The 21649-nt window shown below is 72.6% G+C and carries 18 protein-coding genes; 13 read left to right on the forward strand and 5 right to left on the reverse strand.

The window, feature by feature from the left end:
• Window positions 1-66: 66 nt before the first annotated feature.
• The 4 genes from nirK to pyrC form a co-directional block, all read right to left on the reverse strand.
• On the reverse strand, window positions 67-1173 hold the full coding sequence (gene nirK, locus N1F89_RS04645; RefSeq protein ID WP_290081943.1) for a copper-containing nitrite reductase: 1107 nt from the start codon (window positions 1171-1173) through the stop codon (window positions 67-69).
• A gap of 130 nt (window positions 1174-1303) precedes the next feature.
• Window positions 1304-2170, reverse strand: coding sequence for an NAD(P)-dependent oxidoreductase (locus N1F89_RS04650; protein ID WP_290081946.1), 867 nt, complete (start codon window positions 2168-2170; stop codon window positions 1304-1306).
• A 316-nt stretch (window positions 2171-2486) separates the two neighbouring features.
• Window positions 2487-3194, reverse strand: a complete 708-nt coding sequence (locus N1F89_RS04655) for an orotate phosphoribosyltransferase (protein WP_290081948.1) — start codon at window positions 3192-3194, stop codon at window positions 2487-2489.
• Between the two features lie 39 nt (window positions 3195-3233).
• The gene (gene pyrC, locus N1F89_RS04660) at window positions 3234-4283 is read right to left on the reverse strand and encodes a dihydroorotase (protein ID WP_290081949.1); all 1050 of its coding nucleotides are present in this window, start codon (window positions 4281-4283) and stop codon (window positions 3234-3236) included.
• A gap of 266 nt (window positions 4284-4549) precedes the next feature.
• On the opposite strand from pyrC, the gene N1F89_RS04665 reads away from it, so the two are divergent.
• A complete protein-coding gene (locus N1F89_RS04665) occupies window positions 4550-5017 on the forward strand; it encodes a peptidylprolyl isomerase (RefSeq protein WP_290081950.1) in 468 nt (155 codons plus the stop codon).
• Window positions 5018-5117: 100 nt separating this feature from the next.
• On the opposite strand, the gene N1F89_RS04670 is transcribed toward N1F89_RS04665, so the two are convergent.
• Window positions 5118-5411 (reverse strand): HlyU family transcriptional regulator, encoded by a 294-nt coding sequence (locus N1F89_RS04670; RefSeq protein WP_290081952.1) that lies wholly within the window; start codon window positions 5409-5411, stop codon window positions 5118-5120.
• 166 nt (window positions 5412-5577) lie between these two features.
• Between N1F89_RS04670 and N1F89_RS04675 the strand changes: the two genes are divergently transcribed.
• The 12 genes from N1F89_RS04675 (at window position 5578) to N1F89_RS04730 (ending at window position 21640) form a co-directional block, all read left to right on the forward strand.
• Window positions 5578-6582 (forward strand): 2-dehydropantoate 2-reductase, encoded by a 1005-nt coding sequence (locus tag N1F89_RS04675; protein WP_290081954.1) that lies wholly within the window; start codon window positions 5578-5580, stop codon window positions 6580-6582.
• A 198-nt stretch (window positions 6583-6780) separates the two neighbouring features.
• Complete coding sequence (locus tag N1F89_RS04680) at window positions 6781-7770, forward strand: zinc ABC transporter substrate-binding protein (RefSeq protein WP_290081957.1); 990 nt, start codon at window positions 6781-6783, stop codon at window positions 7768-7770.
• Between the two features lie 32 nt (window positions 7771-7802).
• Window positions 7803-8660, forward strand: a complete 858-nt coding sequence (locus tag N1F89_RS04685; protein WP_290081960.1) for a metal ABC transporter ATP-binding protein — start codon at window positions 7803-7805, stop codon at window positions 8658-8660.
• Between the two features lie 2 nt (window positions 8661-8662).
• Window positions 8663-9793 carry a metal ABC transporter permease gene (locus tag N1F89_RS04690; protein ID WP_290081963.1) on the forward strand — a complete coding sequence of 377 codons (1131 nt, stop codon included), beginning with the start codon at window positions 8663-8665 and terminating at the stop codon, window positions 9791-9793.
• Window positions 9793-10950, forward strand: a complete 1158-nt coding sequence (locus tag N1F89_RS04695; protein WP_290081966.1) for a metal ABC transporter permease — start codon at window positions 9793-9795, stop codon at window positions 10948-10950. The genes N1F89_RS04690 and N1F89_RS04695 overlap by 1 nt, the downstream gene beginning before the upstream one ends.
• Before the next feature lie 162 nt (window positions 10951-11112).
• Window positions 11113-12543 carry an amidohydrolase family protein gene (locus N1F89_RS04700; protein WP_290081969.1) on the forward strand — a complete coding sequence of 477 codons (1431 nt, stop codon included), beginning with the start codon at window positions 11113-11115 and terminating at the stop codon, window positions 12541-12543.
• Between the two features lie 175 nt (window positions 12544-12718).
• Window positions 12719-13711 carry a TRAP transporter substrate-binding protein gene (locus N1F89_RS04705; protein WP_290081972.1) on the forward strand — a complete coding sequence of 331 codons (993 nt, stop codon included), beginning with the start codon at window positions 12719-12721 and terminating at the stop codon, window positions 13709-13711.
• Between the two features lie 4 nt (window positions 13712-13715).
• Entirely contained in the window at window positions 13716-14225 is a 510-nt protein-coding gene (locus tag N1F89_RS04710; protein ID WP_290081974.1) for a TRAP transporter small permease, read from the forward strand.
• Between the two features lie 4 nt (window positions 14226-14229).
• Window positions 14230-15510 (forward strand): TRAP transporter large permease, encoded by a 1281-nt coding sequence (locus N1F89_RS04715; RefSeq protein ID WP_290081977.1) that lies wholly within the window; start codon window positions 14230-14232, stop codon window positions 15508-15510.
• Window positions 15507-17171, forward strand: a complete 1665-nt coding sequence (locus N1F89_RS04720; protein WP_290081979.1) for an alpha/beta fold hydrolase — start codon at window positions 15507-15509, stop codon at window positions 17169-17171. Before N1F89_RS04715 ends, N1F89_RS04720 begins: the two co-directional genes overlap by 4 nt.
• A gap of 141 nt (window positions 17172-17312) precedes the next feature.
• The gene (locus N1F89_RS04725; protein WP_290081982.1) at window positions 17313-20660 is read left to right on the forward strand and encodes a caspase family protein; all 3348 of its coding nucleotides are present in this window, start codon (window positions 17313-17315) and stop codon (window positions 20658-20660) included.
• 107 nt (window positions 20661-20767) lie between these two features.
• Window positions 20768-21640, forward strand: coding sequence for an SMP-30/gluconolactonase/LRE family protein (locus N1F89_RS04730; RefSeq protein ID WP_290081985.1), 873 nt, complete (start codon window positions 20768-20770; stop codon window positions 21638-21640).
• Window positions 21641-21649 lie beyond the last annotated feature (9 nt).

The raw sequence follows: 21649 nt of genomic DNA on the forward strand, positions 1-21649 counted from the left end.
GGAAGGAAAAGCGGCCCGGCATGGGGGCTGCCGGGCCGCGGGCGCTCGCCTGGGGGAGACCGCGCCTCAGTTGGTGGCGATCGGCCTCGGCGCCTCGACCTGGGACATCAGGTCCTCGTTCCACTCGCCGTCGACCACGAAGTGCGCCGTCGCGCCGAGCTCCACCGCCTCGATGAGGTTGTGGTTGACGTAGGCGTAGATGCCCGGCTGCAGGAAGGTGTAGAGCGCCGCCCCCGCGGAGCCGCCGCGGATGAACCAGGTCTCCAGATCCTTGGCCGGCGGGTTGGCGAACTTGCCTTCCTCCCACACATGGTCGCCATGGCCGCCGATCAGGTGCGGGCGGCTGTCGCGGTTGGCCTGCGAGTGGACGATCAGCACCGTCTCGCCGACCGCGGACTTGAGCGCGTTGTCGCCGGTCAGCGCGCCGACCGCGCCGTTGAAGACCACGTGCGTGGGCACCAGGCCGCGCATCACCTCCATCGTGTCGGCATAGGATTCGCCGAGCGAGGCGTAGCTCTTGAAGTTGCCGTCGGCGTCGCGCGGCACGTAGAAGTCGTTCTCGCCGACGTAGTAGACGCGGTCGTAGCGCACCGGCTTGCCGGTCTCGTCCTTGAGCCCGTCGCGCGGCAGGATCATGATCGCGCCGCTCATGCCGGAGACCACGTGCCACGGGATCATCGGTCCGCCGGGCGCGCAGTGGTAGACGAAGGTGCCGGAGCGGGTCGCCTTGAAGCGCAGCGTCACCTGCTCGCCGGGATTGATGAGGGTCAGCTCGCCGCCGCCCAGCGCGCCGGTCGCGGCGTGGAAGTCGATGTTGTGCGGCAGCTCGTTGCTCGCCGGGTTGACCAGCGTCAGCTCGACATAGTCGCCCTCGTGGACGACCATCAGCGGGCCGGGAACCGAGCCGTCATAGGTCATCGCATGCACGGTGGTGCCGATGTCGTCGATCACCATCGGCTTTTCCTGGATCGTCATCGTGAACTCGACGACCTTCGGCCCGCCGCGGGCGACCTGGTCGTGCGCGTGGACGAAGGGCGGCGGCACGAGCTTGACCTTCTCGCGCGGCAGCGCCGCGATCTCGGCCGCCTGCTGCGCGCTCGCCGGCATGGCGGGAAGGGCCGCGACCAGCGCGGCCAGGCCGGCGCTCATCATGGCTTCGCGTCGCGTGACCATTTCGGTTCTCCTTGTCGTCATCGATTGTCGATGACGGCAAGCTACGCGCCGCGGCGGCCTCCTTCTTTGCGCTTTCACAACTTTGCGCGCAAAGGCGCGCCGGATCGGCCGGCCGCGCGACGGTTGGCGCTCAGCCCATGCCCTGCAGCTTGGTGTCGGTCTTCGCCAGCACCGAATCGGGCACGAAGAAATCGCCCGCGAGCGGCCCCTCGACGCCCGGCGCGTAGGGCGAGAAGTCGTTCACGCCCGCCTCGCGCAGCACCATCTCGTCGATGAAGAAGTTGCCGGTGCATTCGCGCGCCGGCCGCGTGAGGATGGCGTGCGCGGCGTCGGCCATGATCTGCGGCGAGCGGCTGACGCGCGCCATCGTCTCGCCGCCGAGCAGGTTGCGCACCGCCGCCGTGTCGATCGCCGTCAGCGGCCACAGCGAGTTGACGGCGATGCCGTCGCGCGCGAACTCCGCGCTCATGCCGAGCGTGCACATCGACATGCCGAACTTGGCCATGGTGTAGGCGACGTGGTTCTTGAACCACTTGGCCTGCATGTCGAGCGGCGGCGCCAGGTTGAGGATGTGCGGGTTCTGCGCCTTCTTGAGATGCGGGATGCACGTCTTCGACACCAGGAAGGTGCCGCGCGTGTTGATCTGGTGCATCAGGTCGTAGCGCTTCATCTCGGTGTCGAGCGTGCCCGTCAGATGGATGGCGCTGGCGTTGTTGATGCACACGTCGATGCCGCCGAACGCCTCGACCGTCGCCTCGACCGCCTCGACGACCTGCTCCTCGCTGCGGATGTCGCACAGAACCGGCAGCGCGTTGCCGCCGGCCCGCTCGATCTCGCTCGCCGCCGTGTGGATGGTGCCCGGCAGCCTGGGGTGCGGCTCGGCGGTCTTGGCGGCGATCGTCACGTTGGCGCCGTCGCGTGCCGCGCGCACGGCGATCGCCAGGCCGATGCCGCGGCTGCCGCCGGAGATGAAGACCGTGTTGCCCTTGAGCGACATCGCCGCGCCTCCCGTTCGCTTGCCTGCGCTTCACAGCGTTTCCAGGCGAAGTGGGTACCGGTTCGCCGTCCGGAAACGCGCCGAAACAATCCGTCAGAGCGTTTCCAGGCGAAGTGGTTACCGGTTCGCCGTCCGGAAACGCGCCGAAACAATCCGTCAGAGCGTTTCCAGGCGAAGTGGTTACCGGTTCGCCGCCCGCAAACGCGCCAAAAACAACGCGTCGGAACCGGTCTGCCGATCGGAAAGGCGGAACGGGTCCAGGCGCGCGGCGGCGATCCTCGCCCGGCTGGCGCCGGCTGGCAAGGGGCGATGGGTCTCAGTCGGCCTTCGCGGCGGGCAGCTCGGCGATGCCGCCATGCGCGGCCGACCAGGCGAGCGGGTCCTTCAGGAAGGCCTCGACCGCGTCGAGCGTGGCGGCGTCGAGATGCGCCTCCTCGCGGCACAGCGCCAGGATGTCCCACCAGGTGGTCAGGCGGTGCAGCCGCATGCCGGCCCTGGCCAGCCGCTCCGGCGTGTCGGGAAAGATGTCGTAGTAGAACACCGCGAAGGTGTCGGTGACGCGCGCGCCGGCCTTGCCGAGCGCCTCGGCGAACTTGAGCTTGCTGCCGCCGTCGGTCGTCAGGTCCTCGACCAGCAGCACCCGGGCGCCGTCGGGCAGGTGGCCCTCGATCTGCGCGTCGCGGCCGAAGCCCTTGGGCTTCTTGCGCACATAGACCATCGGCAGGGCGAGCCGCTCGGCGAGCCAGGCGGCGAAGGGGATGCCGGCCGTCTCGCCGCCGGCCACGACGTCGAAGCGCTCGAAGCCGGCGTCGCGCAGCACCACCGAGGCGGCGAAATCGCTGACGGCGGCGCGCACGCGCGGAAACGAGATCAGCTTGCGGCAGTCGATGTAGACCGGGCTCGCCAGCCCCGAGGTGAAGGTGAAGGGCGCATCGGCGTTGAAATGCACCGCCTCGATCTCGAGCAGCATGCTCGCCGTCGTCCTGGCGATCAGCGTCCGGTCGGGAAAGCCGTTGGCGAACATGCGGGTCGGGTCCTCGTGCTGGGTGCTGGGGGAGCCGCGTCAGGCCGACGCGGCGACGACGCGCCAGTGGACCGGCGCGGGCGGCTGGAAGACCGTCACCGGTCCGTCGGCGGTGTCGACCGCAACGGGAAAGTCGACCGGCGCTTCGCTGCGCTGCAGCCTCACATGCCCCTCGTTGCGCGGCAGGCGGTAGAAGGCCGGGCCGTTCTCGGCGACGAAGGCCTCGAGGCGGTCGAGCGCGCCGTCGTCCTCGAAGACCTGCGCCAGGCAGGCCAGCGTGTTGGGCGCGTTGAAGATGCCGGCGCAGCCGCAGGCGGTTTCCTTCAGCCGGTCGAGATGCGGCGCCGAATCGGTGCCGAGGAAGAAGCGCCGGTCGCCCGAGGTCGCCGCGTCGCGCAGCGCCAGCCGGTGCGTCTCGCGCTTGGCGACCGGCAGGCAGTAGTAGTGCGGGCGGATGCCGCCGGCGAGGATGGCGTTGCGGTTGATCATCAAATGGTGCGGCGTCAGCGTCGCCGCCAGGCCGGTCTCCTGCGACCGCACATAGGCGACGCCGTCGGCCGTCGTCACGTGCTCCATGACGATGCGCAGCTCGGGCAGGCGGTCGCGCAGCGGCGCCAGGACGCGCTCGATGAACACCGCCTCGCGGTCGAAGATGTCGACGGCCGGGTCGACCACCTCGCCGTGCACCAGCAGCGGCATGCCGATCTGCGCCATGCGCTCGAGCACCGGCATGGCGCGGTCGATGTCGCGCACGCCGCTGTCGGAGTTGGTGGTGGCGCCGGCCGGGTAGAGCTTGACCGCCGTCACCGTGCCGTCGGCGAAGCCGGCCGCTACGTCGGCCGGGTCGGTCGCCTCCGTCAGGTAGAGCGTCATCAGCGGCGTGAAGCCGCTGCCGGCCGGCAGGGCGGCGGCGATGCGGCCGCGATAGGCGAGCGCGTCGGCCACCGTGACGACCGGCGGCACCAGGTTGGGCATCACGATGGCGCGCGCGAAATGCGCCGCCGTATGCGGCAGGACGGCCTGGAGCACCGCGCCGTCGCGCAGATGCAGGTGCCAGTCGTCGGGCTTGCGGATGGTGAGCGTGGTCATGGCTGTCGCGCGCGAGCAATACAGCCTCGCCGCCGGCATGCAAGGCCAATCGACGCGATCTCCACCGCCGAGCGCCGGACCGGGCCGCAGACGGGCCGCAACGGTTTACATTTGGGGTCGATGCGCTAGGATTCGTCTGCTCAGGGCCGCCGATCGCAGGACGCGCGAAAGGACGCGGCACAATCGCCGGCGCACGAGGGCCAGACATGACCGCAGGGTCGAAGGCCGCGCCACGATCTTCTCACGCCTAAAGACCGGAAAAGTCCATGACCGAAGTCAAGAGCGGCGACGTCGTACGCATTCATTACACCGGAAAGCTCGCCGACGGCACCGAGTTCGATTCCTCCGCCGGCCGCGAGCCGCTGGAGTTCCAGGTCGGCGCCGGCCAGATCATCCCGGGCCTCGACAACCACGTCGAGGGCATGACGGTGGGCGAGCAGAGCTCGGTCACCGTGCCCGCCGACCAGGCCTACGGGCCGCGCGACGAGGCGCAGGTGCAGGCCATTCCGCGCTCGGCCATTCCCGACACCATCGAGCTGTCGGTCGGCGCGCGGCTGCACGCCAACACCCAGGACGGCCGCCAGATCGCGCTCACCGTGACCGATTTCGACGACGAGTCCGTGACCGTCGACGCCAACCACCCGCTGGCCGGCCGCGACCTCGTGTTCGACGTCGAGGTGGTCGAGGTGGTCGCCAGCGAAGGCACGCCGCCGCCGGAGACCGCGCAGAGCTGACCGGCCGCGCAGCCGCGGCGCCGGCGGGCCGCACCGCCGGCGGTTTCGCGCGCGGTGGCGCCCGGCGCCGCCGCGCTGGCGTGCGCCTGCCGGTCGGCCGTCAGCCGAACAGCGCCTCGCCCTGCTCGTCGACGAGCTGGCGGCCCTTGCGCAGCGCCTGGGCGGCCGCGTCGTCGATCGAGGGAAAGCGGTCGGCGCGCACGAAGCGATGCTCCCTGACGGCGCCGTCGACCTCCCTGGAGACGACGCCGCAGGTCTGGTACTGGCCGCCCTCGCTGTAGGGCGTGGCGCGGATGGTGAAGCCCTTGTGCTCGACGGCGTCGCCGACCTGCTGCGGTTCGCCGGTGCCCGACCCGCCCGCCGAGCCGCCGAAAAGGCGTTTCAGAAACGACATGCGCATTCTCCTGTTCGCCCGACCCTAGCGCATCGCGGCGGCGAGGGGAATCGCGCCGCGCCGCATGACGGCGGCGCCGCGGTCGGCCTATGATGCGCCGCATCGCGCTGCGGCGCGGCCGGCTTGCCGCCCGCCGCGGACGCGGGCGGCGGACGGGACACGGGCCATGGCAGAGCGCATCGCAATCCTCGGCGCCGGTGCCGTCGGCGGCTATCTCGGCGGGCTGTGGCGCCATGCCGGTGTCGACGCGGTGCTGATCGGCCGGCCGCGCGTGGCCGCGGCGGTGGCCGCGCAGGGCATGCGGCTGACGGGGCAGGCCGGCGGCGCGATCCTGCTGGCGCCGGAGCGGATCGCCGTCGCCACCGATGCGCGGGCGCTGGCCGACGCGACGCTGGTGGTGGTGGCGGTCAAGAGCGCGGCGACGGCGGAGGCGGCCGCGGCGATCGCCGCCCATGCGCCGGCCGCCGCCCCGGTGCTGACGCTGCAGAACGGCATCGCCAACCGCGACATCCTCGCCGCGCATCTGCCCGGCCGCGCGGTGCTGCGCGGCTCGGTGACCTTCAACGTCGCCCATGACGGCGCCCGCTGGCACAAGGCGACGGCCGGTGTCCTGGCCGTCGAGCGCCATCCCGCCACGCAGGCGCTCGCCGCGCGGCTGGCCGGCCGGCCGGGCTGCCCGGTGCTGCGCGACGACATGCTCGCCTTCGCTTGGGGCAAGCTGCTCCTCAACCTCAACAACGCCGTCAACGCGCTGTCGGGCAAGCCGCTTCGCGCCGAGCTCTCCGCGCGCGGCTACCGCCGGGTGCTGGCGGCGAGCATCGCGGAGGCGCTGGCCGTGCTGGAGGCCGCCGGCATCCGCCCGGCGAAGGTCGGGCCGCTGCCGCCCGGCCTGCTCGCGCCCTTCGTGCGGCTGCCCGACGCGCTGTTCAACACCGTCGGGCTCCGGCTGCAGAAGGTCGACCCGGCGGCGCGCTCCTCGATGGCCGACGATTTCGCCGCCGGCCGTGCGAGCGAGATCGACCGGCTGAACGGCGAGATCGTCGCGCTGGCCGAACGGCACGGCCGCGACGCACCGGTGAACCGGCGCATCGTGGCGCTGGTGCGCGCGGCCGAGGCCGGCGGCCGGCGCGCCTGGAGCGCGGCGGAGCTCGAACGGGCGGTGCTCGGCTAGCGTTGCGATGCCGGCGGGCTCGACGCGCGGCCGCCGGGCCGCTGGGCCGCCGGGGCCGGCCGCATGCGGCGGAGCCGGGATGGGGGCCGGGCGGCGCGGCGAGCCGCCGCCCGGCCTCTTGACGGCGGACTGTCCGGCACAATATAGCAAAGGCTACATTCTATGATGCCGGCAACCAAATTCACGAAGGGCTATGAAATGAACAGATGGCTTGCTCCGCTGGCGGTCTCGGCCTCGCTCGTCTTCACCGCCGCGCCGGCGGTCGCCGAGGACGACCCGCTCGACGTCGTGGCGACGGTCGGCATGATCGCCGACGTGGCGCGCAACGTCGGCGGCGCCTGCGTGTCGGTCACCGCGATCATGGGGCCGGGCGTCGATCCGCATCTCTACCAGGCGAGCGCCGGCGACGTGCGCAGCTTCCAGACCGCCGACCTGATCCTCTATTCGGGCTATTCGCTCGAGGGCCAGCTCGGCGCCGTGCTGGGCCGCTTTTCCGAGATGAAGCCGACCGTGGCGCTGGCGCCGTCCTCGATCGACCCCGGTCAGCTGATCACGGTGCAGGACATCTACGGCATCGACCCGCATCTGTGGATGGACGCCAGCCTGTGGGCCCGCATCGCGCCGACGATCGCCGCGGAGATCGGCAAGCTGCGGCCGGACTGCGCCGAGGCGGCGGCCGCGCGCGCCGAGGCCTACGGAGAACAGCTCGCCGCGCTCGATGCCTGGGCCGGCCAGGCGATCGCCACCATCCCCGAGGGCCAGCGCATCCTGGTCACCGCGCACGACGCGTTCAACTATTACGGCCGCGCCTACGGCATCGAGGTCGCCGGCATCCAGGGCATCAGCACCGAATCGGAGGCCGGCGTGGCCGACATCCGCGAGATGGCCGCGCTGGTCGCCGAGCGGCAGGTGCCGGCGGTGTTCATCGAGAGCACCATCAATCCGCGCACCATCCAGGCGGTGATCGACGCCGCGCGCGAGCGCGGCCACACGGTGACGATCGGCGGCGAGCTCTATTCCGACGCCATGGGCGCCGAGGGCACGGCCGGCGGCACCTATATCGGCATGATCTACGAGAACACCCGGGCGATCGTCGCCGCGCTCGGCGGCACGCCGCCGGCGCTGCCGGCCGCGCTCGCCGACTGGGCCGAGACCTGGGACGTCGCGGCCGCCGGCACCGGCGAATGAGCCGCGCCGCACGGCCGACGGGAGACGCCGCCATGGATCAGCCGCTGCACGAGCCGGGCCTGGCGCTGCACGTCGAGGACCTGACCGTCGCCTATCAGGGCAAGCCGGTGCTGTGGGACATCGACCTCGACGTGCCGCCCGGCGTGATGGCGGCGATCGTCGGGCCGAACGGCGCCGGCAAGAGCACGCTCATCAAGGCCGTGCTCGGGCTGGTCAAGCCGGCGGCCGGCCACGTCACCCTGTTCGGCCGCCCCTACAAGCAGCAGCGCCGCCGCGTCGGCTACGTGCCGCAGCGCTCGACCGTCGACTGGGACTTTCCCACCACCGCGCTCGACGTCGTCACCATGGGGCTCTACGGCCATCTCGGCTGGCTGCGCCGGCCCGGCCGGCGCGAGCGCGCCGAGGCGATGGAGGCGCTCGCCATGGTCGGCATGCAGGACTTCGCCGGCCGCCAGATCAGCCAGCTCTCCGGCGGCCAGCAGCAGCGCGTCTTCCTCGCCCGCGCATTGGTGCAGCAGGCCGACGTCTACTTTCTCGACGAGCCGATGGCCGGCGTCGACGCCACCACCGAGCGCGCCATCGTCGCCATCCTGCGGCGCCTGCGCGACCAGGGCAAGACGCTGATCGTGGTGCATCACGACCTGCAGACCGTGCGCAGCTATTTCGACTGGCTGGTGCTTTTGAACGTGCGGGTGGTGGCGCAGGGCACGGTGGGCGACGTCTACACGGCGAAGAACCTGCGCCAGGCCTATGGCGGGCAGATCGCGCTGCTCGAGCGCGAGGCCTTCCTGGCCGACGAGGGCGGCGGCGCGGGCGCGGCCGCCGAGGACAAGGACGGCGACGGGCAGGGCCGCGGCGCCGCCGTGCTGCCGCTCGACGGGCGGCGCTGACGATGCTCGCCTTTCTCGGCGACTACACCATCCAGAACGTCGCCATCGGCGCCGCGCTGCTCGGCATCATCAGCGGCGTGCTCGGCTGCTTCGCCGTGCTGCGCAAGCAGAGCCTGCTCGGCGACACGCTTTCGCACGCCGCGCTGCCGGGGGTCTGTCTCGGCTTCATCGTCGCCGGGGCGCGCGATCTCGGCGCCATCCTGACCGGCGCGCTGGCCACCGGCGCGCTCGCCGCGCTGGTCGTGCTGGCGCTGACCCGCAACAGCCGGCTGAAGACCGATGCCGCGCTCGGCATCGCGCTCAGCCTGTTCTTCGCCGTCGGCATCGTGCTCCTGACCTACATCCAGCGGCTCGGCAACGCCGCGCAGGGCGGCCTCGATTCCTTCCTGTTCGGCCAGGCGGCGGCGATCCTGCGCGGCGACCTTTGGGTGATGGGCGGCATCACGCTGGTCGCCGTGGCGCTGGTCGCCGCGCTGTGGAAGGAGCTCAAGCTGGTCACCTTCGATCCCGTCTTCGCCGCCTCGCTCGGCCTGCCGGTGCTGGCGCTCGAGGTGGTGCTGACGGTGATGATCGCGCTTGCCGTCGTCGTCGGCCTGCAGATGGTCGGCGTGGTGCTGATGGCGGCGATGGTGATCGCGCCGGCGGTCGCCGCGCGGCAGTGGACCGGCCGGCTGGAGAGCATGGTCGTGCTGTCGGCGCTGATCGGCATGGCGGCCGGCGTGTTCGGCGCGCTGGTCAGCGCGCTCAACCGCGGGCTCGCCACCGGACCGCTGATCGTGCTGGCGGTGTCGGCGCTGGTGCTGGTGTCGCTGCTCGTCGCGCCCGGCCGCGGCCTGCTGTGGGAGGCGGTGCGCCACCGCCGCGCGGCGCGCAACCTGAAGAGCCAGCAGGTGCTGACGACGCTCTACCGGCTGGCCGCCCACCACGGCGCGGCCGGCTACCGCTCCGAGCAGGGCTCGCTCGACACCTATCACGGGCTGCACACGCGCCGCGCGCTCGCCCGGCTGGCCGCGCGCGGGCTGGTGGCGCCGGTGCGCCACATGCCGCAGGAGGCGGTGCACTGGCGGCTGACGCCGGCCGGCGTGGCCGAGGCCGAGCGCGTGCTCGGCCGGCTCGACGAGGAGCGCGCGTGATGCTCGAGGCGCTGTTTTCCAACGTGCCGCTGATGATCGTGACGACCGGCGCGCTGGTCGGCATCGCCGCCTCGCTGGTCGGCACCTTCCTGGTGCTGCGCACCCAGTCGATGCTGTCCGACGCGATCAGCCACTCGATCGTCTTCGGCATCGTCGTGGTGTGGCTCGTCACCCGCCAGCAGAGCGGCCCGGTGCAGATCGTCGGCGCGGCGCTGACCGGCGTGCTCACCGTCTTCCTCACCGAGCTTCTGGCCGGCACGCGGCGGGTCAAGGCCGACGCGGCGATCGGCCTGGTCTTCCCGGTGCTGTTCTCGATCGGCGTGCTGCTGCTCAACCTCTATGCCCGCGACGTGCACATCGACGCGCATATGGTGCTGCTCGGCGAGATCGGCTTCGTGTGGCTCGACACCGTCACGCTCGGCGGCCTGGCAGTGCCGCAGTCGCTCGTCTGGATGGGGGCGATGACGCTGGTCAACCTGGCCTTCGTGGTGCTGTTCTACAAGGAGCTGAAGCTCGCCACCTTCGACGCCGCGCTCGCCACCGCGCTCGGCTTCGCGCCGGTGGCGCTGTTCTACGGCCTGCTGCTTCTGACCAGCGCCACCGCGGTGGCCGCCTTCGACGCGGTCGGCGCGGTGCTGTTCATCGCCTTCGTCATCGTGCCGCCGTCGGCGGCCTATCTGCTGACCGACCGGCTGTGGCTGATGATCGTCTACGCCGCGCTGATCGCCACCGCGTCGAGCGCCGCCGGCTATTTTCTCGCCGTGCTCCTCGACGTGTCGATCGGCGGCATGATGGCGGTGATGACCGGCGTCTTCCTGGCGCTCGCCTTCCTGTTCGGGCCGCGCTACGGGCTGATCGCCCAGCGCATGCGGCGGCGCGGCCAGGCGCTCGCCAACGAATGCCGCACGCTCGCCGTGCATCTCTACAACCACGAGGGCGGCGACGAGCAGGACGAGGAGAACGTCGCGCGGGCGCTCGGCGAGCATCTGCGCTGGGACGCCGCGCGGGCGCGCCGCGTGCTGGTGCGCAGCCTCGACCGCGGCCACATCGTGCGCGACGGCGAGCTGCTGCGGCTGACGCCGAAGGGCCGCGCGGTGGCGCGCGAGATCCTCGAGCCGTGGCGCCTGGAAGGCGGCGAGAGCGCCGCGCGGAGCTGAGCGCGGCGCCGGCCGGCCGCGCTGCCGGCGGCGCCAAGTGCTTGCAACTCAAGCGGGAATTGCGGCCGGCCAGGGCCGCTCCCGGGCCGGCGCTCGCTTGACAGCGCCGGTCGCCGCCGCCTTAATCCGGCCCGCACGCCCGTAAACCGAGTTCGCGTATCGATGCCGGCTGGTCCTTCTCATCCGCCCTATCTGACGACCGCCGGCACCTATGTCGTGGACTGCGGCTGGCTGCTGCACGAGGACCGGGCCGGCCCCGAGCTGTCGCGCGACATGAGCATGATCGTGCGCAACGGGCGCATCGAGGCGATCCGTCCGCACGATTCGACGCTCGCCCTGCCGCGGCTCGACGCGCGCGCCCATCTCGTGCTGCCCGGCCTGATCAGCGGCCACACCCACGTCATCGCCGGGCTGCCGACGCGCGGCGTGATCGAGAAGGGGCGGCCCTACATGCGCCCGCTCGAGCTGCTCGGCGGCCTCGACGCCGACGACCTCGACACGCTGACGGCGGCCAACCTCGCCGAGATGGTGCGCTCGGGCTGCACTGCGCAGCTCGAGATGTCGCTGACGCTCGACCAGGCGCGCGCCTATGTGCGGGTGGCGCGGCGCTGGGGGGTGCGCGGCTTTCCCGCCGTCATGGTGCCGGGCAGCGAGCGGCTGGCGGCGATCTGGTTCCGCGCGAACGACCGGGTGCTGATCGACGCCATTCCCGAGATCGTCGCCGGCATCGAGGCCGGCCGCGACTTCGCCCGCGAGACGGGCAGCGATGCGCTGATGCGGCCGATGATGGCCGCGCACGCGACCGACACCCAGACGCCGGAGACGCTCGAGGCGCTGCGCGCGGCGGTCGCCGAGATCGGCGGCGGCCTGCACATCCACATCGCCCAGCGCGTCACCGAGCGCGAGGCGGTGGAGCGGCTGTGGGGCCGCTCGCCGGTGCGCTTTCTGGAGGAGCACGGGCTGTTCGGCCACGGCCCGGTGTTCGGCGCGCACATGACGGCCGTCGACTGGGCGGCCGATGCCGACCTGCTGCGCGCGCGCGGCGTCACCTATGTGCACTGCCCGTCGGCCGGCGGGGCGGGCGTCAGCACGCAGCCCTATCCCGAGGCGCTGTTTGCCGGCGTGCCGGCCGGCATCGGCCTCGACACCCATTCCAACGACATGCTGGAAAACCTCAAGCTCGCCGTCATCAAGGGCCGCGTGCGCGCGGCGGCCAGGCAGGCGGCGGGCCATGCCGCGGTGCGCGCGCCCACCGCAGACGACGCCGTGGCCTCGGCCACCCGGGTGCTGGCCGACGGGCTCGGCCGGCCCGATCTCGGCCGGCTGTCGGTCGGCGCCTGCGCCGACTTCGCCGCCGTCGACGTCAGCGGCCCGCTGGTCGGCAGCGGCGCGCTGCCGCCCGAGCCGCTCAACAACCTGCTTTACGCCAACGGGACGGCGGTGCGCCACGTCGTGATCGACGGCCGCTTCAAGCTGCTCGACGGCCGCTTCCTGCCCGAGGACGAGGACCGGCTGCGCGCCCGCGCCGGCCGCGTGATGGAGCGCATCTGGGAGCGTCTCGAGGCCGAACGGTGGTTCGACGCGCACGCGTGAGGCCGGCGCGCCGGCCGGTCGGCGGCGCGACGGTTCGCTTTACAAAAGTCCGGACAAATAATAAACTCATGGCCAATGAGACGGAGGTCGCACGAACCTCCGACCGTTGGGGAACCGGGTTTCTCGCAAAGTCCGGACAAAAATAGATCTAACGAACAATGGGAAGGACCGATCCATGATGCGCCGCAGCAGTCTTCTGGCCGTCTCCGTCATTCTCGGCACCGCGCTCGCGGTGCTCCCGGCGGCGGCGAAGGAAACGATCCGCATGGGCCACCATCACGCCGTCGGCGGCATGATCGACCAGACGGCCAACAAGTTCGCCGAGCTGGTCGCCGAGAAGACCGGCGGCGAGGTCGAGGTGCAGATCATTCCCGGCGCGCAGCTCGGCCAGGAGCGCGAGCTGTTCGACCTGCTCAACAATGGCGGCGTCGACGCCACCATCACCTCGCTCGGCCACATGGACTCCTACTACGGTCCGATCACCGTGACGTCGTATCCCTTCGCCTTCCGCTCCTGGGAGCACGCGCGCAACGCGCTGCGCGGCGAGTTCGGCGAGCGCATCCGGCAGGGCGTGATGGAGAACTCCAACGCGCAGATCGTCGGCTGGCTCGAGGTCGGCTTCCGCGACCTGATCTTCCGCGGCGAGCCGATCACCCGGCTCGAGGACATGCAGGGCGTCAACATGCGCTCGGCCGAATCGCACACCTGGATCCGCATGTACGAGCTGATGGGCGCCAAGCCGACGCCGATCACCTGGGGCGAGATCTACCTGTCGCTGCAGACCGGCGTCGTGGAAGGGCTCGATTCGCCGGCCTTCGCCGCGCTCGACATGAAGTTCAACGAGGTGACGGAGTCGCTGGTCAAGACCAACCAGATGTTCGCCGCCATGGGCATCGTGATGAACAAGAACACGATGGCCGGCCTGTCGGAGGCGCACCAGACGGCGATCGCCGAGGCCGGCGACGAGGCCGGCATCTGGGTCAACACCACCATTCTGGAGCCCAACGCCGCGGCGGCCTACGACAAGATGGAAGAGCTCGGCATGGCCGTGGTGGACCCGGAAGACCCGGCCGAGTGGCAGGCGGCGATGAAGCCGCTGTGGAGCGAGCTGTCGGAGATGCATCCGGGCTCCGACGCGCTTCTCGAAATCCTGCTCGCCACCGAGTAGGCCCGTGGGGCACGACGACGACGAGCGGCCGCGGCGGTCCCTCGGGCTTGCCCTGACGGACACCGCCTCGGCCACGCTCCTGGGGTTCGCGACCTTCCTGGTCGCGCTCCAGGTCATCCTGCGCACCTTCTTCAACGCGCCGCTCGCCTGGACGGAGGAGCTCGGACGCTACCTGTTCGTGTGGGCCGTCTATCTCGGCGTCGTCGCCGCCACGCTGCGCAACAGCCACATCCGCGTGACCTTCGTCATCGACCGCTTCGGCCCGGCCGCGGAGCGGCTGTCGCTGCTCGTCGGCCGGCTGGCCGGCATCTTCACCTTCGGCTCGGTCGCCTGGTTCGGCTGGCAGATCGCCTGGAACAAGCGCAACGCCTCGTTCTACAGCCTGCCGGGTGCGCCGCAGGCGATGCTCTATCTCTCGGTGCCGCTGTGCCTGACGCTCGTCGTCCTGGTGCTCGTCTGGCAGCTCGGCCACCTGCGCGCCGTGCCGCCCACCGACCGCACACGAAGGCCCTGACCGCATGGAGCTCGCGCTGCTCTTCGGCGTGTTTCTCGCGCTGCTGCTCATCGGTGCGCCGGTGGCGATCGCCATGCTGTGCGCCAGCGTCGTCAACCTGTTCTATATCGGCCTGCCGGGCATCATCGCCGCCCAGCGCATGGTCGATTCGCTCAACTCCTTCCCGCTGCTCGCCGTGCCGTTCTTCATCCTGGCCGGCGTCATCATGAACCAGGCGGGGCTGACGCGGCGGCTGATCGAGGTGTCGCGCGCCTTCGTCGGCCACCGGCCGGGCGGCACCGCGCAGGTCAACGTGCTCGCTAGCATCTTCTTTTCCGGCATTTCCGGCTCGGCTTCGGCCGACACCGCGGCGATCGGCTCGATGCTGATCCCGGCGATGAAGAAGGAGGGCTACGATCCCGGCTTCGCCGCCGGCATCACCGCGGCCTCCAGCACCATCGGCCCGATCATCCCGCCGAGCATCGGCATGGTGATCTATGCGACGATCACCGAGATGTCGATCGGCCGGCTGTTCCTGGCCGGCATCGTGCCCGGCCTGCTGATCGGGCTGGCGCTGATGGTGCTGGTGCATTTCATGGCCAAGCGGCGCGGCTATCCGCGCTCCGAACGCGTGCCGATGCGCGCGCGTGTGCGCGTCACGCTCGCCGCGCTGCCGGCGCTGCTGGCGCCCGTCATCCTGCTCGGCGGCATCTTCACCGGCTTCTACACGCCGACCGAGGCCGGCGTCGTCGCCTGCCTCTACGGCATCGGCGTCGGCCTGTTCGTCTACCGCGACCTGACGGTGCGCAGCCTGCTCGGCGTCTGCGCCCATGCGGTGGAGATGACGGCGCTGCCGATGGTCATCCTCGCCTCGGCCTCGGTCTTCGCCTTCCTTTTGTCGCTGCACGGCTTCGGCAACATGATCGTCGACGTGCTGGGCTGGTTCGACCCGTCGCCGACGATGCTGCTCTTGCTGATCGTCGTCATGCTGCTGCTGATTGGCCTGATCGTCGAGGGGCTGGCGGCGATGATCATCTTCGTGCCGGTGTTCATGCCGCTGGTCGGCGCCTTCGGTCTCGACGAGCTGCAGCTCGCGCTGATCGTCATGGTCACGCTGCTGATCGGCACGGTGACGCCGCCGGTCGGCATCCAGCTCTACATCTCCGGCGCGGTCGGCGGCGTGGCGGTGCGCGACGTCGAGGTCTGGCCCTTCGTCTCCGCCATGCTCGTGGTGGTGCTGATGCTGGTCTTCCTGCCCGAGCTCGTCACCTATGTGCCCGACCGGCTGATGGGGGCGGGCGGGTGAGCCATCAGCGCCACTTCGTCACCGTCGGCGGCCGTCAGGTGCACTACCGGCGGGCCGGCTCGGGGCCGCCCGTCGTGCTGCTGCATGCCTGCCCGAAATCCTCCGTCGAGCAGGCGCCGCTGGTCGAGCGGCTGGCGCGCCGCTTCACCGCCATCGCCCTCGACATGCCGGGCTACGGCGAGAGCGAGCCGCTGGCGCCCGAACAGCCGGAGATCGCCGACTTCGCCGATGCGCTGGCCGCCACGCTCGACGCGCTCGGCATCGCCCGCTGCGCGGCCTATGGCCGGCACACCGGCGGCCTGATCGCGCTCGAGATGGGGCGGCGCCATCCCGGCCGCCTGTCGCGCGCCATCTTCGACGGCTTTCCCGTCTTCAGCGAGGCCGAGCGGCGCCGTTTCCTGGCCGGCTACCTGCAGCCGCTGATGCCGCTGTGGGACGGGCTGCACCTGCCCGGCCTGTGGGCGCGCATGCGCGAGAACTACCTGTTCTTCCCGTGGAACGACGGCCCGGTGCCGGAAAACCGCAACGATCTGTCGATGCCGCCGGCGCGCCAGCTGCACGGCACGGCGATGGACCTGCTCAAGGTGATGGACCGCTGGCGGGTCGGCTATGCCAGCGCCTTCCGCTACCGGCCGGAGGCGGCGCTCGGCGCCGTCGCCTGGCCGGCTCTCATCATGGCGCGGCGCGACGACCTGCTCTACCCGCATCTCGAACGCCTGCCGCCGCTCGGCCCGTCGATCCGCGTCGAGCCGCACGATTACGACGTCGAGACCTGGGCGGCGCGCATCGAGGCCTATCTCGGCGAGGCCGCCGACCTGGAGGACGCGCCGCCGGCCGTGCCGCCGGCGCCGCGCGCCGGCCTGCCATGGTCGCGGATGGCGGCGTGCGGCGTCGGCGACATGCGGCTGCGGCGCACCGGCGACGGGCCGGCCCGCGTGCTCCTGCTGCACGACGTGCCGGGCAGCAGCGTCATCGAGGCGCCGCTCGGCCGCGCGCTCGCCGGGCATGGCGAGGTGGCGATGCCCGACCTGCCGGGCATCGGCCCGTCGGCGCCGCTGCCGGCGGGGGCGACCGCCGACGACCTCGTGGCCGCGCTCGCCGCCGGTCTCGACGGGGCGCTGGCGCCCGACGCCACACTCGTGGCGCGCGGGCTCGCCGCCGGCCTGGCGCTGCGGCTTTCCGCGCGGCTTGGCCATCGCGGCCGCGTCGTTCTGGTGCGGCCGGCCTTTCCGCTGCACGGGCGGTCCGGCTTCGCCGAGGCCTATGCGCCGCCGCTGCTGCCCGACGACGAGGGCACCCATCTCACCCGCGCCTGGTACCGGGCGCGCGACGGCGAGCTCTACTGGCCGTGGTTCGAGCGCTCGCGCGCGGCCATCCGCTGGGGCGAGCGGCGGCTCGACCCGGCGGTGCTGACGCACAAGGTGGTGGCGATGGCGGAAGACCCGCAGGCCTACCGCACCCTCGCGCTGGCCGCCGCGGAGGCCGCGCTCGAACCGCCGACGGTGCCGGTGGCCGGCCTCGTCGTGGCCGACGGCGACGCGATCGGCCGCGCGCTCGCCGCGCGGGCGGAAGCCGCGCTGGGCGGCGGCGCCCGGGTCGTGACGGCGGAGCCGTCCATCGAGGCGGAGGCCGAGGCGATCGGCGCCTGGCTCGCCGGCTGAGGCGGGCGGACCGGTCTGCCGCGCTGTGCGCGGTGCCGGCCGACCTTGATCTCGCCGCCGGGCCGGCGCATCCTTGCGCCCGGCTGAGGCGGCCGGCCCGTGCCGCGCGCCGCCGCCGCGCCGCATGACGGGGCATACGCGATGCCGAGACCGCAGCTTCTGCTGGCCGTGCTCCTGGCCGGATTTCTATCGCTCGCCGCCCGGCCGGCGGCGGCCGAGACGCCGCAGGCCTGGCGCGGCACCGCGCTCGACGAGGCGTTCTGCGGCTGGATCGAGACGGAGATGGCGCGCATCGCGCCGGACCATGCCATCGCCGTGCCGCAGGGTCCGGTGCGCGCCGGCGAGCGGGTGCCGGTGACGTGGCGCCGCGGCGCGCCGGAGGCGCGGATGGCGAGCTACCTGATGCTCGCCTTCGACCGGCCGGTGCGGCTTGCCGGCGGCGGCCATTACGGGCTGATGCCCGGCGCCGAGGCGCCCTTCGGCCTCGCCTTCGGGGCCGAGCGGACACGCGCCGTGGTGCCGCTGCAATCGGCCGAGGCGGGGCCGGACGGCGGTTTCGCCTTCGTGCCGCTGGTCGCCGGGCCGCTCGGCGTCGAGGCGGCGCTGGTGACGGCGACCGGCTGCGGCGCCATCGTGCAGAACCGCTGGCAGCGCACGCTTCAGGTCACGCCCGGCCGGCCGCGCATCCGCGTCGCCGACCCGTTCGATCTCAGCGAGCCGCTGGCCGTGCTCGCCGGCCCCGACGGCGCGCGGCGGATCGCCGTGCATGACGGCGCCTGGCAGCTCGTCGACGCGCAGAGCGGGCTGACACTGGCCGAGCGCAACGGCAGCGAGCCGCGCTTCTCGCCCGGCGGCCGCTTCGTCACCGCCTATGGCGAGGGCGGCGTCGAGCTCGTCGACGCGGTCGATGGCGCGCTGATCGCGCGCATCACCGAGCTCGACCCGGATCTGGTCTTCGAGATCGCCTGGGCCGGGGCCGACAGCTTCCTGGTGCTCGGCTACGGCAGCTCCGGCGGCATCGGCGTGCGCCCGGCGCTGGGCGAGGACGCGCGCACCTTCGTCAGCTTCCCCTCGTGCAACGCCTGCACGGCGCTCGAGCACGCCGCCCTGGCGATCGATCTGGAGAACGGCCTGTTCCTCACCGGACAGGCCGGCGACGACGGCTTCGACGCCTTCCAGCAGGAAGCGGCCGCGATCGGCGGCGCCGAGACCTTCAGCCCGTTCGACGGGCGCGACCGCAGCCTGTGGGATTTCGCCGTGCGCGTCGCGGCCGTGGTGCCGCCGGCCGAGCCGCAGGCCTTCCCGCTCGTCGAGGGGCTCCGCTTCACCGTGCTGCCCGGCGCCGGCGAGACCGAGTCCGGCGGCGACCGCGCGCCGCACGTGGCGGCCGCGCACGCCGCCTATGCCGCACCGGCGTGGCAGGAGGCGGCGGCCGCACCGGCAAGCGCGGCCGACACGGCGGCGGCCACGCCGCGCGGCGCGGTCGGCCTGGCCGCGCGCAGCGCCGACACAACCGACCGCATGCGCCGGCGGCTGGCGGAGTTCGGCATCCCGGTCGACCGCGTGGCGGCCTTCGCGCCGGTCGCGCCGGAAGCCTTTCCGGTGGTCGGCGGCATCGCGGATCTGGGCGAGACCGAGGCGCCGGTGCACGGCTTTGCCGAGGACCCGGCGGTGCGGCTGGCGCTGACCGCGCATTTCGTGTGCGGCGTCGCGGCGCCGGCCGAGGACGGGCAGGGGGTGATGGTGCATCTCGGCCTCAGCGGACCGACCGCCTGGCAGCACCGCTCGGCCGACCGCACGGTCACCGTCTTCAACGGCAACTGCTACGGCGGCTCGGGCGGCAACATCGACGGCACGCTGTTCGTGCACGACACCGCGCGGCCCGGCCGCGTCTTCAACCTGCAAGGCCACCTGGCTGCGCCGATGCGCGCCTTCGGCACCGCCTGCGAGACCAGCCTCGCCGGCTGTCCGTTCGAGCTCGGCCTGGCGCACGGGCGCTATCTGCTGGTGTGGTCGGACGCCGCGCGCGCGGCCGCCGTGTTCGACCTCGCCGAATGGCGCCTGCGCGCCAGCCTGTTCGGCCTCGCCGGGGCGAGCGCGCTCGCCGGCGTGTCGCTGACGCCCGACGGGCGCACGCTGGTGCAGCTCAATTCCGACGGCACCTTCGCGCTGCACGACCTTGCCGGCGCGCCGGGCACCTATACCGGCGGGCAGCCGCTGCCGCCGCCGCCCGGCGGCCGCGATCCGGCCAACTGGGTGGCGCAGGCCGCGCCCATGCTGCACGGCGCCTACAGCGACGACGAGGTCGTGGTGTGGACCGACGAGGGCTTCTTCGACGCGACCTACGAGGGGGCCGAGCAGGTCTCGGTGCGGCTGCCCGGCGTGGCGGGACGCTACGCCATGCGCCAGTTCGAGGCGCTGCTGCGCCGGCCGCGGCTCGCCGACGCGGTGCTGGCGCGGCGCTTCGCGGCCGAGCCCGTGGCGCTCGACGCGCCGCCGGTCGTCGCGGTGACGGTGCGGCCGCAGGACGATGCGCTCGCCCTGTCGCTGACGCAGACGAGCGGACGGCCGCTCGCCGCCGTCAGCGTCTATCAGGACGGGCTCCTCACCGACACGCTGGCGGCCGACGGCGGCCGCGGCCTGACGGCGCGCGTCGCACGGCGGCCCGGCGCACGCGCGATCACCGTGGTGGCGCGCGACAGCGGCGGCCTGTCGAGCCTGCCGCTCGGGCGCGACCTGCCGGCGGCCGGCGGCCGGCGGCTCGCGGTGATCGCCGTCGGCGTCGACGGCTACGACGACCCGCGGCTCGGCGCGCTCGCCTATGCCGCGTCGGACGCACGGCGCTTCGCCGCGGCGGCGGCGGCGGGCTCGCCGCTCTATGACGCGGTGTCGACGACGGTGCTCGGCGATGCGGAGGCCTCGCGCGAGGCGGTGCTGCAGGCGATCGCCCGCGCCGTCGCCGACAGCGGCCCGGACACCGACCTGATGCTGTTCTTCGCCGGGCACGGCCTGCAGGATGCGGCCGGCCGGTTCTACCTGGCGCTGAAGGACACGCGCACCGACGCGCTGGCGCAAACGGCGCTCGGCTGGGAGCGCATCGCCGCTCTCGTTGTTGAAAGCCGGGCGCGGGTCACCGTCTTTCTCGACGCCTGCCACTCGGGGCTCGCCGGGCGTGGCCTGTTCGCCACCAACGATGCGGCGGTCGGCCGGCTGCTGGCCGAGGTGCCGTCGGGCGTTTCGGTGTTCGCGGCGTCGAAGGGGCGCGAGCAGTCGCTGGAGACGAGCCGCGTGTCCGGCGGCGTCTTCACCGACGCGCTGGTCACCGTGCTCGGCCCGGCGCGCGCGGACACCGATGCGGACGGCGACGGCCTGCTGGAAGCCTCCGAGCTGTTCCGCGGGCTCAAGCGGCGCGTCGTGGCGACCACCGGCGGCCGGCAGACGCCGTGGTTCGCCCGCAACGAGGCGATCGGCGACTTCCCGCTGTTCTGACGCGTTTTCAGGCGAGGTGGAAACCGGTTCGCCGTCCGCAAACGCGCCCAATGCGACAGGTGGGGCGCCGTCGGGCAGGCTTGCCCGGCGGCAGCAGGAGGAGACGCATGACCATCGCCGACCTGGCGCTCGACTGCCGCAACGCGCATGGCGAGGGCATCCTGTGGAACCCGGCGGACGGCCGGGTCTGGTGGACCGACATCGACGGCCGCCGGCTGTGGTGGCTCGATCCGGAGGCCGGCCGCAGCGACAGCATCGCCATGCCCGACCGGGTGTGCTGCTTCGCGCCGCGCGCGACCGGCGGCTTCGTGCTGGCGCTGGCCGACCGGTTCGCGCTGTTCGATCCGGCCACCGAGGCGCTCGAGACCGTCGCCCCCTTCGAGCCCGAGAACCCCGACACGCGCCTCAACGACGGACGCACCGACCGGCAGGGGCGGTTCGTCGCCGGTGGCATGAACGAGGTCACCGGGGCGGCCAGCTCGAGCGTCGTGCGGCTCGACCCCGACGGCACGGTGACGACGCTGATCGCGGGCGTCGCCTGCGCCAACTCGACCTGTTTCAGCGCCGACGGGCGCACGATGTTCTTCGCCGATTCGCCGCAGCGCACGATTCGCGCCTACCACTACGACCCGGCGACGGGCGCCCTCGGCGGCGCGCGCCTGTTCGCCGACCTGCGGTCGGAGGCGGGCGTGCCCGACGGCGCCTGCGTCGATGCCGAGGGCGGCGTGTGGAGCGCCGCCTGGCAGGGCCGGCGCGTCGTGCGCATCGCGCCCGACGGGCGCATCGACGCCGAGATCGCCGTGCCGGTCGAACGGCCCACCTGCTGCGCCTTCGGCGGCGCCGGCCTCGACACCCTGTTCATCACCACCTCGCGACAGGGCGCGAGCGCCGCGCAGATCGCCGCCGAGCCGCTGTCGGGCAGCCTGTTCGCCTGCCGTCCGGGCGTGCGCGGGCTCGCCGACGCGCCGTTCGCCGGCTGAGCGCAGGGC

The organism is Aquibium sp. A9E412, assembly GCF_030398335.1.
Classification (GTDB): domain Bacteria; phylum Pseudomonadota; class Alphaproteobacteria; order Rhizobiales; family Rhizobiaceae; genus A9E412.

Coding starts and splice junctions, on each gene's coding strand:
- nirK (WP_290081943.1), bottom strand. CDS start 1,173: ATGGTCACGCGACGCGAAGCCATGATGAGCGCCGGCCTGGCCGCGCTG.
- N1F89_RS04680 (WP_290081957.1), top strand. CDS start 6,781: ATGAACAGATGGCTTGCTCCGCTGGCGGTCTCGGCCTCGCTCGTCTTC.
- N1F89_RS04650 (WP_290081946.1), bottom strand. CDS start 2,170: ATGTCGCTCAAGGGCAACACGGTCTTCATCTCCGGCGGCAGCCGCGGC.
- N1F89_RS04715 (WP_290081977.1), top strand. CDS start 14,230: ATGGAGCTCGCGCTGCTCTTCGGCGTGTTTCTCGCGCTGCTGCTCATC.
- N1F89_RS04670 (WP_290081952.1), bottom strand. CDS start 5,411: ATGTCGTTTCTGAAACGCCTTTTCGGCGGCTCGGCGGGCGGGTCGGGC.
- N1F89_RS04655 (WP_290081948.1), bottom strand. CDS start 3,194: ATGTTCGCCAACGGCTTTCCCGACCGGACGCTGATCGCCAGGACGACG.
- N1F89_RS04665 (WP_290081950.1), top strand. CDS start 4,550: ATGACCGAAGTCAAGAGCGGCGACGTCGTACGCATTCATTACACCGGA.
- pyrC (WP_290081949.1), bottom strand. CDS start 4,283: ATGACCACGCTCACCATCCGCAAGCCCGACGACTGGCACCTGCATCTG.
- N1F89_RS04700 (WP_290081969.1), top strand. CDS start 11,113: ATGCCGGCTGGTCCTTCTCATCCGCCCTATCTGACGACCGCCGGCACC.
- N1F89_RS04705 (WP_290081972.1), top strand. CDS start 12,719: ATGATGCGCCGCAGCAGTCTTCTGGCCGTCTCCGTCATTCTCGGCACC.
- N1F89_RS04685 (WP_290081960.1), top strand. CDS start 7,803: ATGGATCAGCCGCTGCACGAGCCGGGCCTGGCGCTGCACGTCGAGGAC.
- N1F89_RS04675 (WP_290081954.1), top strand. CDS start 5,578: ATGGCAGAGCGCATCGCAATCCTCGGCGCCGGTGCCGTCGGCGGCTAT.
- N1F89_RS04730 (WP_290081985.1), top strand. CDS start 20,768: ATGACCATCGCCGACCTGGCGCTCGACTGCCGCAACGCGCATGGCGAG.
- N1F89_RS04690 (WP_290081963.1), top strand. CDS start 8,663: ATGCTCGCCTTTCTCGGCGACTACACCATCCAGAACGTCGCCATCGGC.
- N1F89_RS04695 (WP_290081966.1), top strand. CDS start 9,793: ATGCTCGAGGCGCTGTTTTCCAACGTGCCGCTGATGATCGTGACGACC.
- N1F89_RS04725 (WP_290081982.1), top strand. CDS start 17,313: ATGCCGAGACCGCAGCTTCTGCTGGCCGTGCTCCTGGCCGGATTTCTA.